Source organism: Candidatus Sodalis endolongispinus (assembly GCF_018777395.1).
Taxonomy (GTDB): Bacteria; Pseudomonadota; Gammaproteobacteria; order Enterobacterales; family Enterobacteriaceae; genus Sodalis_B; species Sodalis_B endolongispinus.
In genome coordinates, this window is record NZ_JAFJYC010000003.1 from 14,530 (window position 1) to 27,075 (window position 12,546).

Below are 12,546 nucleotides of genomic sequence, written 5' to 3' on the forward strand. Positions count from 1 at the left end.
CATCAATCAAGAAAGGATTAGAGGAGTATATATACGCAGGTATAATCGAAGTGGTCAAAGACACGGCGCAAACGACTTCAGAATTCGAGACGGCGCTTAAAATAAACTATAATGAAATCATGAAGTCGGAATCACCTATTACTCAAGATTTAACTGATAAATTCAATGAAAATTTTAACAATATAATGCGTTTTTCAGCCTGTGCTAATTTTCTGACCAGTATCGTGAGAGACGCCATAACTTCAGTACAAAACGTCTTTCTTGGGGGAGATGACTTTGGAAACAGTATACAGAATTGTATAAAAGTTAAGCTTACAGAAATGCACCGAAAATTCGGCAGCGCATCTGCGGACATGGATTATGATTCAGAAATTGAGGACTTAGCACATATTGCCAAGGTGGCCGCTGAGCGAGAAAGAAAAAGGGGTGAGAAGGATAATGCGGGTCAAGGAAGTGACTCTTTCAGCATCGCCTCACTCAGCCAGGAAACCGCATTAGCAACCGGTGTTATTCTCGGGGCCGGAGCAATTGCATTAGGTGCGATGATCGCCGGTAAAGGTGCCAGTGATAAAATATCGTCTACAGTTGTGGATGGAACGCTAAGTTTGACTGAGGGTGCTATTAGGGCCTCTGTTACTACACCAAGCAATAGCGCTGACACACTACCGGGTATACCATCCCTGGAAAGTTCACAGGGTGACGATATTTCTGCTATAGCAGAACAACATGAAGACAGTGTCGGAAATGTCACTACAGATTACGGTTCGACAGGAACGGGAGATCTCCCCTCAGAAAGTGATCCTTTGCATGAGATGGCACAATCTTCAGGGACTTCTACGGCATTGACTTCAAGGGTTGAGGTGTTAACAGAAATGATTGAAAAATTAAATTCCTTGCGGAAGAATATCGCGGCAGTGAAAGAAAACATAAGCAAAAGTGCTCAAGAAGCAGATCATGCTTACATTGAACTGAAAGAAATAACAGGTAAAAGGATGGTCTATGGAGATACCATCTACAATACGACGCTCAATAAACAAGCGTATATAAAATATACGTCGAGGAATGAAAAACATAGAAAGTTATCCCTTGAATATAATGCTTTAAAGGACCTTGAAAAAGAATCCATTTCATTAATTGAAAAATTAAAACAGTGAATTTCTGATGGAGATAGGGTGTCCTCGGAAGCATTGTAAAATAGCGATCTTACCTCACCTGATGTTATAAGTTTAGTTACGGCCAGGTATGAGAGGACGGCATGATGAAAAGCGCCTATCAAGGTATTAACAGCTCCATGTGCCTAGGCCAATCGGCGCCGTTTATGCCAAAACGTAGTGACTTGCCGGGTTGTTTTTTATCAGTCATGGCTGTTAAGTGAAACAGCCATTGGTCGGGGTGGTTATCCCGACCTAGAAAAAACAGATTGTTCACTATGTACGCGGCGAGACGCAATAAGAACGCTTACTGGCTGATCAGCTCATCAAGTTCTTCATCAGTTAAATCGGTCAAAAGTTTCACCATCGCACGCTCGACGCCGTTAGCAAGACATCGCCGAGCCGTTTCAATTTTTGCTTCATGGCGGCCCTTCTCCCGGCCTTGTTTCTCACCCAGCTGAATGCCTTTTTGCATCCATGCCTGAATACCTTTCTGCATACCTTTCTCTTCAAGCTGTTGTGCAATGGTCATAATTTCCTCCTGATAGTCACCCGTTTTCTCGGCCATGGCCTGCAAAAACTCCTCCGCAGCCGCCGATTCTCCCTGCATGACAATATACCAGACCAGACTGCGAAATTGCGCCGCCGACGGCGGCCAGCGTTTAGCTAGCCTGGCGATGTCATTTACCATCTCCAGCACATCCCGCGTGCGGATATGCTTTTGTACCAGCTCCAGCAGCGCCACACGCCGTTGGGTCAGGATTTCATCATCCGCCATCGCCGTGATGTCCACCAGCGTGAACGCCTGCATGTACACCGATTCTGCCAGCTGCGGGTCGGCAAAGCAATCCAGCCAGCGGGTGGTGTACGGATAAGGCGACGTGCGCCCGTGGTAAAACAGTAACGGTATCATCACCGGCAACCGGTCATGTCCCTGCTCAAGATGCTGCTGTATCGCTGCGATACTGTAGCGCAGCAAACGCTGGGGCATCAGCTTTTCCGGGCGCGATTGATGCTCTATCAAGCAATAGATGTACCCTTCCCCGCCAGCGTTCTGCACCGAATAGAGCATATCGGAAATCTGACTGCGTAAATCATCCTCGACAAAGCTGGCGGTGGCCATTGCCAGCGTCCCCAGGTCGCAACGGCGGCGGATGGCCGGTGGATAGCCAGAAAATCCCGCGCCACCGTAATATCGCCGAGAAATCGTTTAAACAGCGCATCGTGCTGACAAATAACCTGTAACATCGTGCCTCCCTGGCAAAAATCCGACGCATCATAGCGTCAGTGCCGAGGTAAAACTATACCTGGTCAGGTCAGGTCAGGTCAGGTCAGGTCAGGTTACGTTATGTTCTTTAAACACAATAAGGAACAGCCTGGATGCTCGACTTTATTGACTGGGCGGCTATGGAATTATTTTTCTGATGGTTCATTTAAATTTATGGATGATAATAAGGGTCAATGAAAAGCAAAAGTATGTTGTAACTAAAAAGTGTGCTGTTTAATATAGTCACTTACCGGCACCATTATTAGCGAAATACCATTGCATTTGGCCGTGTCAACGGCCAAAGCGCTGTGGCATAACGTGCATCGCTCCAAACGGCCAGAAAGCGTGACGTCTATAGGCTACTGTCTGTTCAGCGCTGGTGATGGCATTAACCCGGCCTGACGAGCATGCGTCCGACTGTCATTCCGTGCCGATGACGATTTCGATGAGCCCGGGTTCTTGTGGCACTACGGCGGCCCTGACCGCGTCAGCAATTTCTGAACCCAATGTTACCCGCTGCGCTTTTACACCCATTGCAGTAGCCAGTGCCGTGGAGTCGATCGCAGGCTCGTCGATTTCTATGACTGGGATGGAGCCAGCGGCATAGCATTGAGCAACCGAATAGCGCTTCAGAATAGCGTATTCTGCGTTGTTCATAATGATAAATGTCACCGGTAATTTCTGTTTTGCCGCCGTCCAAAGTCCCTGTGGACTGTAATAGAAGATCCGTCGCCAAGCAGGGCCACGACGGGAGCTCTGTTCAAACCCGGTGAAACACCCACTGCCGCCGGCAGCCCCCAGCCTAATATGGCGCTGCGCATAAAGAAATAACGTCGTATTGCGTTACGCTCCAGGCAGGCACGGACGTGATACATCGTGACCGGGGATTCATCCACACTAGCGACATTATCGCCCACGTTAGCCAACACTTCTGCAGCCGCGATGAACGGGGTGATGGGGTAATGATCTTTTTCAGCGATACATCGTTCTGCCAGTGCGGCCAAACGCTGTGGGCGGCTAGCCGCGACCTTCAGTTTCTGTAGCAATCGCTTTCATTACTTAAGTCACTCCCTACGTTTGGTTGATAAGACGTGATATTGTCTTCGGCACGGTAAACTTTTCAGGTCATTTTACTCGAGTTAAGCGAACAGCAGGTTGCGATCTCTTGCTTATTAACCGCATTATTAGCATTCAATGCTACCAATACTGTTTATACGAAGTGAGAAATGCCAGACAATCTGGATAAGATTGATCGTGCTCTTTTTTACGCCCTTCAGGCCGATCGCCGGCTACAGAACCAGGAACTTGCCGCATGCGTCGGGCTCTCGCCCTCGCCCTGCTTACGCCGGGAAAAACGTCTCGAAGACTAGGGTATCATCAGGCGATATGTGGCATTGCTTGACGCGAGTAAGGTAGGTATTGGCCTTAACGTTATCGTCCGCATATCCCTGATAGCCCAGGATGCTGAAACGGTTGGCACTTTTGTCCAGGCCATGAAAGCGCTTTCGCACGTGGTTGAATGCCACATCATGGCAGGAGAGTTCGATGCCCTGCTTAGGGTGGTCGCTGAAAATATGGAGGGTTACCGCACCTTTCAGATGGCTCATCTTACTCGCCGTAACGGTGTGCAAAATGTTAAAATCGACATCCCGATGCAGACCGTTAAAATATCGACCGAATTAACGCTGTAATGGAGTAATAGCAAAAGTAAAAGCACAGCCAGCATCTGGGTGCATTACCCTTATACTCACAAATGGCGCTTCATTCGGCGCTGTAGGTGGCGGTTACAGCGCGAGATTCAGGCGGCAGTTCGTACCGGCGAGCGGTGACATTTTGCTCCTCGTTTAGAGCTAGAATAACGCTGGTTTATGACAACAATAGCGTGCAAAGATGCGGTAGGTTGCCCCAACCACTCACGCCTGCGGGTATTGGCCAACGTCTTCCGGCCACGCTTGTTCGCGGACGGGCTTTTTTGCTGTGTTAATGGTGCCGATGTGTTTGCACTGGTTAGCGCCCTGGCATGGCTCAACGATCAACCCTCTCTGGCAACACGCGTCGATCATCTCTTTGCAATAATCGCTGACGCGGTGTTATTACAGCGGCATTGAGTCCGTCAGACGCTTAGAACACCTGAGAAGCAGCAGCAGCTTTTGTACGCCAGCTCGCCGTTCTTTGAATGACGATAAGGGAAGCAGAGGTTATCGCTTGTCATGCTTCCCCTTCCCCATGATAAACACCAGGTGCTTAGTGCGGGGGGATGGCTGACAGCACGTCAACGCCCCATACCGCATTGCACGCAGCAAGCAAACATCACATCAGCCATTGACATTAGCGAAGTCTTCGGCGTCTCATCGTTTCTTAGACCATTCTCGACGCAATTCACTAAGGCGTAGTGGTGTTTGCCGGCGTCGCGCTGGTTTGTGTGGTCGTGGTATCTGCCGGCGTGGTGGTGGCACCCTGCGGCGCCACCGTGGGTGTTTTGGGCTTTTCTTGGGTCTGCGGTAGCGGCTCGTCAGGCAACTCTGTGAATGCTGGTTTGGTCGCTTTAACCGTATAGGCGACGTGCTTCATGTTATTCGTGGTGGTGGTGATTTGCACCGGCGGGACCGTGACGTGCCCGACCAGCGATCGGGCATAACCGCCAACTTGATGCTTGCCTGCGGGGACGTGCAGCATGATGCTCTCCCCTTTAGCCAGCTCACCAGCATCATTGCCATCGACGGTGACATAGATAGAGGATCCATCGGCAGATAGGGCTTCAAGATGGGACACATTGACAACCGTAGCACCAGTGGAGAAATCGGTCGCAGGCTTGTCAGCAGCATGTTTGACACAGCCCGTCAGGGCAAAAGTAGCCGCAAAAGCGACGAGAGTGAAACGATTAATCATCTGGCGTAAACGTCCTTAGTGCTGTAAAAGTTTTATCGTGTAATATAACAGATGTAGGGATCAAGATGAATGTGCCAAATTCCTAAAGGGGTTAAATCCCAAAGCCCGCCGTTAATCCCCGCAGTCCTTTCTAGTATTAGGCACAGAAAATTAAAGAGGGCCGAACGAGGATAAGCAAATCCCGTATTCCCTGTTAAACATAAGGTTAACGACAAAACCCAACTGGTTTCTCCAATCCTTATTTTTATTTTGTTAACTAATTCAAGATGTAACCTCATGTAAATCATGTGCTTTAAATGCTATTACGTACGCTGCTGCCAGAGTGAATTGGCAAGGGATAATCTTTTTTGTACTGCGCGAGGACATGTTCTGCAAAATACAAAGTCAATTGAAGTCTGGTGTTAAAACAATCGAAGAAATCATACTTGGATTAGGCTGTTTCCTCACGAAATATTTAAATCAAATACAATAGAATCGCTAGAATGGAAGAGATTGCGTCAATCTTAGTAAAATGTGTTCGGGACATTAAACCGAAGCCACTTCGTGGCACTTCCATGTTTTGCGAACTCGAGAATTGACGCTCAATAAAACCAGTTTCACATTAAGCGATAGCGTTCTACTTCAAGGTTTATTGCAAAGATCGCAGATGACCTTGCTCCACAGAATCGATCAGCACGCTTAAGAGTAGCTTCGCATTCTCATCCGCCGGTGGCCGTGCGCGGGATTAGGCGCAGTATCGCCCACCACATGTTCCCCCTGTGTTTTCAGACATTACAGAGCCGCCTGTCGGCAAAGGTTTGCCATAGCACGCAGGAGAATGATGACCCTGCGGGCTGGGTGCAAAGGTCTGGCTAAATCGTCAACTATCACCCTCATGGAGCACAATGTGCCTGGTTGACCGGCTACTGGCACGGTGAGCCTTTGGCGTAGCCACCCTGGGTTACGTTTATACCCGTGCCTGATAGACTGCGTTGTCGTCAATATATTGCCGCACTTCCCGTTGCGAGGAAGCCTGTAACAAAGCTCTAAGAGCCCGTTCATCGCTAATCAATGCATTCAACAATTCCAGTAAGGTAATATGCGACAGATCCTGGGTGGGTACTAAAATGACTATAAGCCGTGGCGTCAGTGATACCTTTGGCAATTCAAAACGTAAAGGGTGGCGAAGTTTCAACAGCTAAAGCGCTCCCATCGTTAGGCCGGGCGGTGGCGCATGGTGATCTTGCCCCGCCATCTCCGTACAGCTTTTGTATCTTAAGTTAACGAAGCCCGCTGCCGCCGGTATTCTCTCGGAGAGTGATATCCCAGCGCGCTGTGCGGATGGTTTTCATTGTAATGCGTGAACGCTGCTGCAAGGTTTCGCAGGGCTGTTCTCGCATCCGGTTTTGGCATGAACTCGATATAGTCTTCCTTCATCGTCTTCACGAACCGTTCGGCCATTCTCTGCGGGCTGCTCACCGCTGTTGTGCAGGGCTCCAGATCCAGTTCTCTGGCGAACCTCTGCGTTTCATGCGCGGTATACGCTGAACCGTTGTCCGTCAACCACTGCACCGCTGTATCGGGTAACCTGTCGCCGAAGCGCTTTTCTACCGACATCAGCATCACATCCTGCACGGTCGAACTGTCGTAGCCTCCAGTGCTCGCAGCCCAGTCTATGGCCTCTCTGTCGCAGCAGTCCAGTGCGAAGGTGACCCGCAGTTTTTCACCGTTGTCGCAGCCGAACTCGAAGCCATCTGAACACCAGCGCATATCGCTTTCTGCCACCGCGATCCTGCCCTTATGCTCACGCCTCGGCCGCTCTGGTTTTCAATGTAATAACAGCAGGTTATGCTCACACATGATCCTGTAAAGTCGTTTCGCATTTACCGGCGGCAGTCCCTCTGCGCGACGTTGTTTACGCAGGATGCCCCACACCCGCCGATAGCCGTAGCTGGGCATATCGCTGATGATGTCGAGGATGTCCGACAGTATTTCAGCGTCTGCTTCGTCATTACGCCGGTTACAGCGCCTGTCCTTGACGCTGTCCTTACTCGCCATCCCCCCAGGGCATCGTCTGCGTTTTTCCACGCTCATGCATGGGATAGAAGGCATCACGCTGCGCAATCTCGAGCGGTACGGGCTGTTAACCCGGCATTACTTTCCCGAGGTGCCGCCGCGCGTTGAATATGAATTAACCGAGATGGGCGCGGACATATTGCCTGCGTTGGAAGGGTTTACCGGCTGGATACGCGGCCATTGGCCGCGGATTGAAGCCGCGCGCCTTCGCTACAACGAGACTCACGGTAACCAACGCTAACGTCCGTCCAGGAAGGGCTGCATGCAACAACTTAGGGTGTTGCCAGAGAGGTAATGTTACCCAGCCCGGCACCGTTTTCATGGGTTGCCCGGCTTGATCCGGGGTTTTTTGCTCGCGCTGTTTGCGACGGCGACCTTGTATGGCAACCGTTTAAGTTAGCATCGTTATAACATTTCGCCTATAAGGCAAACCGCTATTTTGCGCTTACCGACCATCATTTTATTGGGGTTTCCCAAAGCTATCGTCTGATATTCGACTGGAGTCGCCGTGTTATATATTACTCATTTTTCCCTTTTTCTGGTGTCTGTTTTTTCTTTGCATCACTCCAGGCCAGGATCTGGCCTATGTCGTAGGGCAAAGCGTAGCGAATGGCCGCCGTTCCGGCATTATCTCGGCAACCGGTGTCGCATTAGGGAGTTGCACGCATGCCTTGGCCAGCGCGGTAGGTCTCACGGCACTAATTACGGCTTCTCCGCTCCTGCTTACTCTTATCAAATATCTGTGAGCGGCCTACCTGATTTATCTGGGAAGCAAAATGCTCCTGACCACCTTTAATATTGCTAAAACCCGCGCAAACGCAGAACGCAATAACCATAGCGTTAGCACCCATAACCTGCTTACGCGGGGATGTGTCACCACCATCACCAACCCGAAAGTCCTGCTCTTTTTTATCTCTTTTTTTCCACAGTTTGTCGCGGTAGAAGGGCAACATCATGCCGCCTCGTTTTTTATTTTAGGGATCGCCTATGCCATGGTAGGTTTCATGACCGACGTCACTTTTGCCATCGTAGCGGGCGGCGCGGTAAGCAAGGTGACCAAAAGTGTTACGCTACAGAAGCTTCTCTACCGACTTGTCGGTACGACATTTATCGGACTCGGCATCAGGCTGGCGCTGAGCCGTCGTTAAGCGCGGCAGTGATAGGCCGCAGATAACCGCGGGCATGATGACAGTGAAGGACATGACGTTGTTCAGGCGCCATATCAGGCACCGGTCCCAGCTGTCACTCCCATGATACGCTGTGCAGTAAAATGTAGTTGACAAGGTATAACGACCATTCTACGTTCAGTAGCATGAACAAGACCGCATACGATACACGGGAAAAGATCCTCTCTACCGCTGAGCAACTGATTTATCAGCATGGCATTCAGGCCACCAGTATGGACCTGCTGGTGAAGACCTCCGGCGTGGCGAGAAAGAGCATTTATCGCCATTTTGCGACCAAAGACGACGTCGCGGCCGCTGCCCTGCATGCGCTGGCTGGCCTGGTTTCGCAGCGCGACCGAAACCGCGGGCAGTCCGGAATTGTTCATCCTTGCGATGTTTGATGCACTATCCTGCTGGTTCCAGTCGGACGAGTTTCGTGGCTGTGTCTTTATCAATACCGCGGGGGAGGTTGGTGATCCGCAAGCGCCTGTCCGCGTCATCAGCAGACAGCATAGACAAAAATTACTCGCTTATATCGAACATCTTTGCCAGCGGACAAGCTGCCCACAGCCGACGCCTTTGCCCAGGCAACTGCTGCTCTTGATCGAAGGGGCTATTACGCTTGCCCGGGTTATGGGCGAGCTTGATGCTGCCGATACCGCTAAAGACATGGACCGCACGCTGCTTAAGCAAGCAGCGACATTGCCGGCTGAATAATTCAGCGCTTGATTCCACCCAAAACTGATCCCCGAGAGGCCCCATGTCGCATAATACGCAATCACGTCCGCCACTACCGCCATTTACGCCATCATCCGCGATTGAGAAAGTCAGCTTGGCGGAAGATGGGTGGAATAGCCGCGACCCGGAGAAGGTGTCGCTTGCCTACAGTCTTGACACGCAATGGCGTAACCGTGCCGAATTCATCCATAGTCGTGAGGAAGCCAGGGCTTTTCTCAGCCGTAAATGGCAAAAGGAACTCGATTATCGGTTAATTAAGGAACTATGGGCTTTCAGTGACTATCGTATTGCCGTACGTTACGCTTATGAATGGCATGACGACGCCGGAAACTGGTTTCGCTCATACGGTAATTAAAATTGGCAATTTGCCGCCGACGGCCTGATGACACGGCGATTTGCCTGCATAAATGACCTGGTGATACAAGAATATGAGCGTAAATACCATTGGCCGCTGGGGCGCCGCCCGGACAACCATCCTGGCTTGAGCGAATTGGGGCTCTAAGCGGTCGTCATCTTTCTCGACTGCCGGCCGGAACAGGTATGACATGTGTGGACGTGGTTACTTTGCCGGTAGTCGAACACGTTTGCCGAGACGGTGCTAAAGAGGTGTTGTGCCTGGCTTGACATGTGAGAGGTGCGTACAGCTGCATTGGCGTTGCCGTCAGCAGAAAAGGGTGGCATCTCGTAATGTCAATGTAACCCACACCAGCTGTCATTAACCTGACTTGCAGTCCGCTTTGTCACTGAAGTGGCTTGGCAGGCCCACTTCGTAACGAATATGTTTATCCGTCCCACCGCCGAAGAGCAGGCAGAATTCCAACCCGATTTCCTGGTATTGAACAGCTCGAAATGTACTAATCCGGCATGGTGATTTATCCCCCTGAAACACCAGACAGTAGCTGTATCTCCAGATAAGAGATAGGCTTGAATATATGTCTAACACTAACGCCAATTTTGATATGACCGGGATCCCGTTAGGTCAAGAAGTCCGTAAACGTAAAACTCCTCAGGAAAAAATGGCCATTATTCAGCAGAGGATGGAGCCCGGCATGAATGTCTCCCATCTCGCACGACTGCACGGTATCCAGCCCAGCCTGCTGTTTAAGTGGAAAAAGCAATATCAGGAAGGCAGCCTCACCGCCGTGGCTGCCGGGGAGGACGTTGTTCCTGCCTCTGAGCTTGCAGCTGCATTGAAGCAGGTCCGGGAGCTCCAGCGCCTTCTGGGTAAGAAGACGATGGAGGTTGAGATCCTAAAAGAAGCCGTGGAGTACGGCCAGTCACGAAAATGGATAGCGCACGCGCCCTTGTTGCCAAAGGCCGGGGAATAGCACAGGTCAGCCGCGCCATGAGCGTGTCGCGTGCGCCGCTGTCACTGCGGATTAAGCGTTCTGCCGACTGGCAGGACAGGCGCTGTAACCGGCGTAATGACGAAGCAGACGCTGAAATACTGTCGGACATCCTCGACATCATCAGCGATATGCCCAGCTACGGCTATCGGCGGGTGTGGGGCATCCTGTGTAAACAACGTCGCGCAGAGGGACTGCCGCCGGTAAATGCGAAACGACTTTACAGGATCATGTGTGAGCATAACCTGCTGTTATTACATTGAAAACCAGAGCGGCCGAGGCGTGAGCATAAGGGCAGGATCGCGGTGGCAGAAAGCGATATGCGCTGGTGTTCAGATGGCTTCGAGTTCGGCTGCGACAACGGTGAAAAACTGCGGGTCACCTTCGCACTGGACTGCTGCGACAGAGAGGCCATAGACTGGGCTGCGAGCACTGGAGGCTACGACAGTTCGACCGTGCAGGATGTGATGCTGATGTCGGTAGAAAAGCGCTTCGGCGACAGGTTACCCGATACAGCGGTGCAGTGGTTGACGGACAACGGTTCAGCGTATACCGCGCATGAAACGCAGAGGTTCGCCAGAGAACTGGATCTGGAGCCCTGCACAACAGCGGTGAGCAGCCCGCAGAGCAATGGCATGGCCGAACGGTTCGTGAAGACGATGAAGGAAGACTATATCGAGTTCATGCCAAAACCGGATGCGAGAACAGCCCTGCGAAACCTTGCAGCAGCGTTCACGCATTACAATGAAAACCATCCGCACAGCGCGCTGGGATATCACTCTCCGAGAGAATACCGGCGGCAGCGGGCTTCGTTAACTTAAGATACAAAAGCTGTACGGAGATGGCGGGGCAAGATCACTCCGATCAGGAAGGTACACCACAGCAAATTCGCAAAGTGGTGGACACGGTCAAAAAATACCGTATCCCGGCCGTATTCAGCGAGAGCACCGTTTCCAATAAACCGGCGCGTGAAGTGGCACGTGAGACCGGCGCACATTATGGTGGCGTTTTGTATGTGGATTCCTTAAGCGAGCCCACAGGCCCGACGCCCACCTATCTCGATCTGCTGCGCGTCACGGCGGATACCGTGGCAGAAGGCATGACCGACGGGGTAAAGCATGATTGAGCGCGGAAAATATACCCTTACTGTTGCGCCGGGGGGCGCAACAGCACTTGATGTCAGCCGGGCGACGGTGATTTACCGCAACGGCCATCTGGCGTTAAAACAGGCGACATTTACTATCCAGCGTGGGGTGATTGCGAGTCTGGTCGGTGTCAACGATTCCGGCAAGTCGACGCTATTCAAATCGATTATGGGGTTTATTACCCTGGCCAGCGGCGAAATCAGCGTCATGGGACACCCGCCGGCGAAGGCGTTGAAACGGCATCTTGTCTCCTACGTTCCCCAGTCGGAAGAAGTGGACTGGAACTTTCCCGTGCTGGCGGAGGATGTGGTCATGATGGAGCGCTATGGCCATATGGGTACGATGCGTATCGCGCGTCAGGCAGACAGGGATGCCGTGGCATGCTCTTTGGAGCGTGTTGGCATGGGCGGGCTGCGAAAACGTCAGATTGGCGAGCTCTCCGGCGGCCAGCGTAAACGGGTTTTTCTGGCGCGGGCCATTTTGCCCAGGATGGCCAACTGATACTGTTGGATGAACCCTTTACGAGTGTCGATCTGAAAACCGAAAAACAAATAGTCACCCTGCTGCGCGGTCTGCGCGATGAAGGCAGGACCATCCTGGTATCCACCAATAATCTCGGTTCGGTGCCGACATTTTGCGACACGAACGTATTGGTAAAAGGGACCGTGATGGCTTGTGGACCGACCCGGGAAATCTTTACCCGCAGCAATATCGAGCGCGCCTTTGATGGCGCGCTGCATCAGCTTGCCTGGGACGATAATCTGTTGACGCCGGAAGCCCGCTGAGGAA

Annotated in this window: 6 protein-coding genes and 9 pseudogenes; 11 read left to right on the forward strand and 4 right to left on the reverse strand. The window is 51.5% G+C overall.

Annotated features, from left to right (window positions below):
• Nucleotides 1–50: 50 nt before the first annotated feature.
• A complete protein-coding gene (locus JZM24_RS17275) occupies nt 51–1,154 on the forward strand; it encodes a hypothetical protein (RefSeq protein ID WP_215671284.1) in 1,104 nt (367 codons plus the stop codon).
• Between the two features lie 304 nt (nt 1,155–1,458).
• Here the strand turns inward: JZM24_RS17275 and JZM24_RS17280 are convergent, their stop codons facing one another.
• Nucleotides 1,459–2,274, reverse strand: coding sequence for an Rpn family recombination-promoting nuclease/putative transposase (locus tag JZM24_RS17280; RefSeq protein ID WP_312885056.1), 816 nt, complete (start codon nt 2,272–2,274; stop codon nt 1,459–1,461).
• Between the two features lie 564 nt (nt 2,275–2,838).
• A pseudogene (locus JZM24_RS19895) lies at nt 2,839–3,293 on the reverse strand (thiamine pyrophosphate-dependent enzyme).
• Between the two features lie 351 nt (nt 3,294–3,644).
• Between JZM24_RS19895 and JZM24_RS19565 the strand changes: the two are divergent.
• The gene (locus JZM24_RS19565; protein WP_312885058.1) at nt 3,645–3,788 is read left to right on the forward strand and encodes an Lrp/AsnC family transcriptional regulator; all 144 of its coding nucleotides are present in this window, start codon (nt 3,645–3,647) and stop codon (nt 3,786–3,788) included.
• A gap of 18 nt (nt 3,789–3,806) precedes the next feature.
• Nucleotides 3,807–4,109, forward strand: coding sequence for an Lrp/AsnC family transcriptional regulator (locus JZM24_RS17290; protein WP_312885059.1), 303 nt, complete (start codon nt 3,807–3,809; stop codon nt 4,107–4,109).
• 691 nt (nt 4,110–4,800) lie between these two features.
• On the opposite strand, the gene JZM24_RS17295 is transcribed toward JZM24_RS17290, so the two are convergent.
• Nucleotides 4,801–5,307, reverse strand: a complete 507-nt coding sequence (locus tag JZM24_RS17295) for a hypothetical protein (protein WP_246580119.1) — start codon at nt 5,305–5,307, stop codon at nt 4,801–4,803.
• Between the two features lie 1,254 nt (nt 5,308–6,561).
• Nucleotides 6,562–7,323 (reverse strand): annotated as a pseudogene (locus JZM24_RS17305) (IS3 family transposase); the annotation flags it as partial.
• Here JZM24_RS17305 and JZM24_RS17310 point away from each other — a divergent pair.
• From JZM24_RS17310 to JZM24_RS17345, 8 genes and pseudogenes are all read left to right on the forward strand, one after another.
• The gene (locus JZM24_RS17310; protein WP_246580120.1) at nt 7,322–7,603 is read left to right on the forward strand and encodes a winged helix-turn-helix transcriptional regulator; all 282 of its coding nucleotides are present in this window, start codon (nt 7,322–7,324) and stop codon (nt 7,601–7,603) included. The pseudogene JZM24_RS17305 and the gene JZM24_RS17310 overlap by 2 nt on opposite strands.
• Before the next feature lie 337 nt (nt 7,604–7,940).
• Nucleotides 7,941–8,510 (forward strand): annotated as a pseudogene (locus JZM24_RS17315) (LysE family translocator).
• 164 nt (nt 8,511–8,674) lie between these two features.
• Nucleotides 8,675–9,245 (forward strand): annotated as a pseudogene (locus JZM24_RS17320) (TetR/AcrR family transcriptional regulator).
• Nucleotides 9,246–9,288: 43 nt separating this feature from the next.
• A pseudogene (locus tag JZM24_RS17325) lies at nt 9,289–9,768 on the forward strand (nuclear transport factor 2 family protein).
• 222 nt (nt 9,769–9,990) lie between these two features.
• A pseudogene (locus tag JZM24_RS17330) lies at nt 9,991–10,134 on the forward strand (phosphoenolpyruvate carboxykinase (ATP)); the annotation flags it as partial.
• Nucleotides 10,135–10,225: 91 nt separating this feature from the next.
• Nucleotides 10,226–11,433, forward strand: a pseudogene (locus JZM24_RS17335) (IS3 family transposase).
• 35 nt (nt 11,434–11,468) lie between these two features.
• Nucleotides 11,469–11,738, forward strand: a pseudogene (locus tag JZM24_RS17340) (metal ABC transporter solute-binding protein, Zn/Mn family); the annotation flags it as partial.
• Nucleotides 11,731–12,542 (forward strand): annotated as a pseudogene (locus tag JZM24_RS17345) (ATP-binding cassette domain-containing protein). The pseudogenes JZM24_RS17340 and JZM24_RS17345, both read left to right, overlap by 8 nt.
• Nucleotides 12,543–12,546: the final 4 nt, after the last annotated feature.